Source organism: Bradyrhizobium sp. UNPF46, from assembly GCF_006658625.1.
In the GTDB taxonomy this organism is placed as follows: domain Bacteria; phylum Pseudomonadota; class Alphaproteobacteria; order Rhizobiales; family Xanthobacteraceae; genus Bradyrhizobium; species Bradyrhizobium nitroreducens.
On record NZ_LFJB01000132.1, the window covers coordinates 1 to 3,450 of the forward strand.

The 3,450-nt window shown below is 64.0% G+C and carries 2 protein-coding genes; both read right to left on the reverse strand.

All coding sequences use genetic code 11. The annotated features are described in order from the left end of the window. Window positions 1–79: 79 nt before the first annotated feature. Window positions 80–1,177, reverse strand: a complete 1,098-nt coding sequence (locus tag UNPF46_RS36940) for a helix-turn-helix transcriptional regulator (RefSeq protein WP_142253305.1) — start codon at window positions 1,175–1,177, stop codon at window positions 80–82. A gap of 230 nt (window positions 1,178–1,407) precedes the next feature. Continuing rightward, window positions 1,408–2,937 (reverse strand): L,D-transpeptidase family protein, encoded by a 1,530-nt coding sequence (locus UNPF46_RS36945; RefSeq protein WP_246668817.1) that lies wholly within the window; start codon window positions 2,935–2,937, stop codon window positions 1,408–1,410. Window positions 2,938–3,450 lie beyond the last annotated feature (513 nt).

Sequence of the window (3,450 nt, forward strand, 5' to 3'; positions counted from 1 at the left end):
AATCAGAACCGAAGCTCTAGATTCTTGTTTTGACGCGTTTTCTTCACGCGAACCGGTGTCCACTTCGCTCGAAAACGCTCTAGCCGCCGCGCAATGCCTTGCCAGCGAGCAAGCTGACGAGCTCCTGCTGACGGGAAAGGCCGGTCTTTGAAAGCACGGCTTTGAGCTGCGTGCGCACCGTCTCGCGCGTCACGCCGATTTTTGCTGCGAGCGCATCGATCGATCCGGCCTGTGCAACGCCACGTGCGACCTGGGCCTCTGCCGGCGTCAGATCGAACAGCCCTTGCAGGACTTCCGCACTCGGGACCGCGCCGCGATCGACGGGGGTTAGAATGAGCATGAAGGTGGCCAGCGTGAAGATATCGCGTGCCGATCCGCGCACCGGCACGACATGCAGAACCATCGGTACGCGATCCATCGCCGCTGCGATGGCGATGGACTTGACGGCCGGGCTGTTGCCGACGAACGAGGTCCCCAGCGCCGCCAAGAACAATCCGTCCGCAGTGCCATCGGCCAGGGTCAACCGCTCTGCGCGATCTTGGAACAGCGTCGGCATCAGCGCTTCGAACAGGCCGTTCGCCGCGAGCAACCTGCCTCGTTCGCGCAATATCGCTCCGGGCAGCCCAATGGCCTGCAATGCCTCGGCTTGCGCGCGCGCACGCTCGAAGCCAAGGCGGTTCGCAGTCAGGGAGGCTCGAGCCAGATGAGGCCTCAGACGATCGAGAAACGAGACGACCTCGCGCGGCACCGGTCCGTTGTCCTGGTGTCGCGGCATGACGATCGCAATCGAATCGCCGCTCGGTATTGGAATGATGGTCCCGGCCCTGTAGCCGATTCCGTGCCTGCGGTAGAAATTGCGGTACACGTCATTGGTCGCGATCTCCTCCTCCGAGACAAGGTCTCCATCATTGAGGAAGCCGGCGTAGTTGAGAGCGGCCGCACGCGGCAGCAGCGGATCGCGCTCACTCCATCCCTCTTGCATGAACCGGGACATGGTCTGGTCGTGATTGGCGGAATTGATCCCGCTGACATAGCCGTCGCGTACCGCGAAAAGCAGCCCGCCGTTGCCGCCGACCGCGTTGCCGATCTCATCGAGCAGCTCGGGCCACAACGACGGTATGAGCCCGGCCTCGTAGATGCGGTCAATCAGATGATCGAGATGCCCAAATCCACTCATGTGCAGCGCGAAAGAGCCAGCAGCATAACTATAGTTGGGTAACCGGGCGACACAATCCGGCACATCCCGGCCTTTTCCAAGTCGCGATGTCCTGCGTCCCGCTCTGCGAGGTCAGACCTGCCGGCAAGCTGGCGGATCGCACGTGGCCATTGCAGCGATGAGCCCATCCGCAGGGAAGGACAATCAGCACGCTGAGCTTGGTTTACTCCGGAAGGCGCGGCGTCGCCCGCTTACTTCATCGCCCCGAAGCGGCTGTCGAACGAGTTCGACGAGATCACCGGCGCGGCGCCCATGATTTGCGTCGCTTCACCTGCGCCATCGCTCACCGACGGCTTCAGCGCAGGCCGCGTCTGGGCGAGGCGGGTGTCGGGCTTCGCCGGCTCGACGGGCTTGGCGGCCACGGTCGCAGCCGGCTTCGCGTCCTTCGCCGTGTCCTTCGCCGTTTCCTTGGACTTGTCGTGGCCCGGCACGAAGCGGGTCACGGCGGCCTTCAGCCGCGACGCGGCGGTCGGCGGCGTCACGGCGGCGGCCGGGGCCACGGACGCGGTGGCTTGTGGCGGCGGGGTGGTCGCGGTCGTCTCGGATGAGCCCATGCCCATCTTGCGGCCGAGGTTGGAGAAGAAGCCTTGCGACTTTTCCTGGGACTTCTCAGTGGGCTGAGCGGTGGCGACGCGGGTGCTGGTCGCGGGCGCAGCCACGGCGACGACCGGCTCTTCCTGCGGCGCCGGCGCGGACGCCACGGAATCGAGATTGGGCTTGGGCGGATTGACGTGGCCGGGGATGGTGCCCGGCGCCTTCGCCATCGCCAGCATCTGCAGCGTGGTGCCTTCGGCGCCCTCGGACAGGCCGGTCGAGCCTTCCGGAATCTTGGCGGCGAAGATCTTGTTCATGCCGCCGTCGATGCCGGTGTTCATGCGCGCCACTGGCGTGCCTTTGGCGACCAGCCTGGCGACCGCGGCCTCGTCCTGCTGCTGCTTCTCGCGCACAGCGCTCGCGATCTCCTCGGGGATCACATAGGCCGGGCATTTGGCCGAGGCGTCGAACACCGGATCGCGCTTGGCGTCGGCCGGCTTGGTCGCGTCAAAGACGTACTTCTTCTCGCAGAAATCGACCTTCGGCTCCTGCCGCGTCACCTCGAAATGATCATAGCCTTCCTTGATCATCTTCCAGAACGGCATGTTCGGATTGTTCCGGTGCCTGGCCATGTTCACCGGCGTCATCTTGAACGGATAGGCCTGCAGCTGGAACGCCTTCTGGCCGCCGAAGAAGGATTCGCGCCCGAGCGAGTAGATCTCCGCGATCTGCTCGTCCGTCATGGCGTAGCAGCCGCGCGAGGAGCAATCGCCGTGCACCATCAGCTGCGAGCCGGTGCGGCCCAGCGCCTTGTCGAACGCGTTCGGGTAACCCGTGTTGAAGGACAGGTAGTAGGCCGATTGCGGATTCATCTGGCTCGGATTGATCGAGTAGAATCCCTCCGGCGCCTGGCGGTCGCCTTCGCGCACCTTCGGACCCAAGTCGCCCGACCAGCGGCAGATCGGATAGGTCTTGAGCAGTGCGAACTGGCCCGAGCGGGTCTGCTTCCAGACCTCGAGCTCGGCCTCCTGCTTGAACAGGCGCACCAGGATCGGCGATTGCAGATCCATGTCCTTCTCGGCCATCGCGGCGAGCAGCTTCGGCGGCACCGGCTGGTTGGCCTTGGCGTTGGTCGCGAGCGAGACCTGGTCGGTGTCGCAGCCGGACAGCAGAACGCCGGCCGTCATCAGCGCAACAGAGGCCAAAAGCGCGCGAGCAAGCGAACGAGAAATCAAGATGGACCCCACACCGTGCCGGGCAGAAAGCGCGAACCCCAATTCGTTTTGGCGCGTGATCCGACCGGCGAACCGGACCCGTCAAACGGGCTTTTTCAGCTCACGCCCCAGCGCTTATGCCCTGAAGCCATTGATTAAAATTCTAACCTCTGGGTCATGTGGTCGCAACCCGAGCGGGGATCACGAGGCCGTTGGCCCATCGGCATGGTCAACGAAGACTGAATGGACGCCAGTTGGGACGGAACTAGGGCCTTTCGGCCCAGACCAGACTCAGATCGCCGATTTGGGCAAAAAAAGGGTTAACGCGGGGTTACCGGGGAGCTGTGCGGCGGTCTCGTGCCCCGGACGCAGCGCAGCGCCCCTTTGGCGGTGCGCTGCTGAGCCGGCAACTGTTATGTTGACGGTGCGACCTTATAGATTTTTCGGTCGCGCAGCATAGCGTTGAGGATGGTCAGCAGCTTCCTG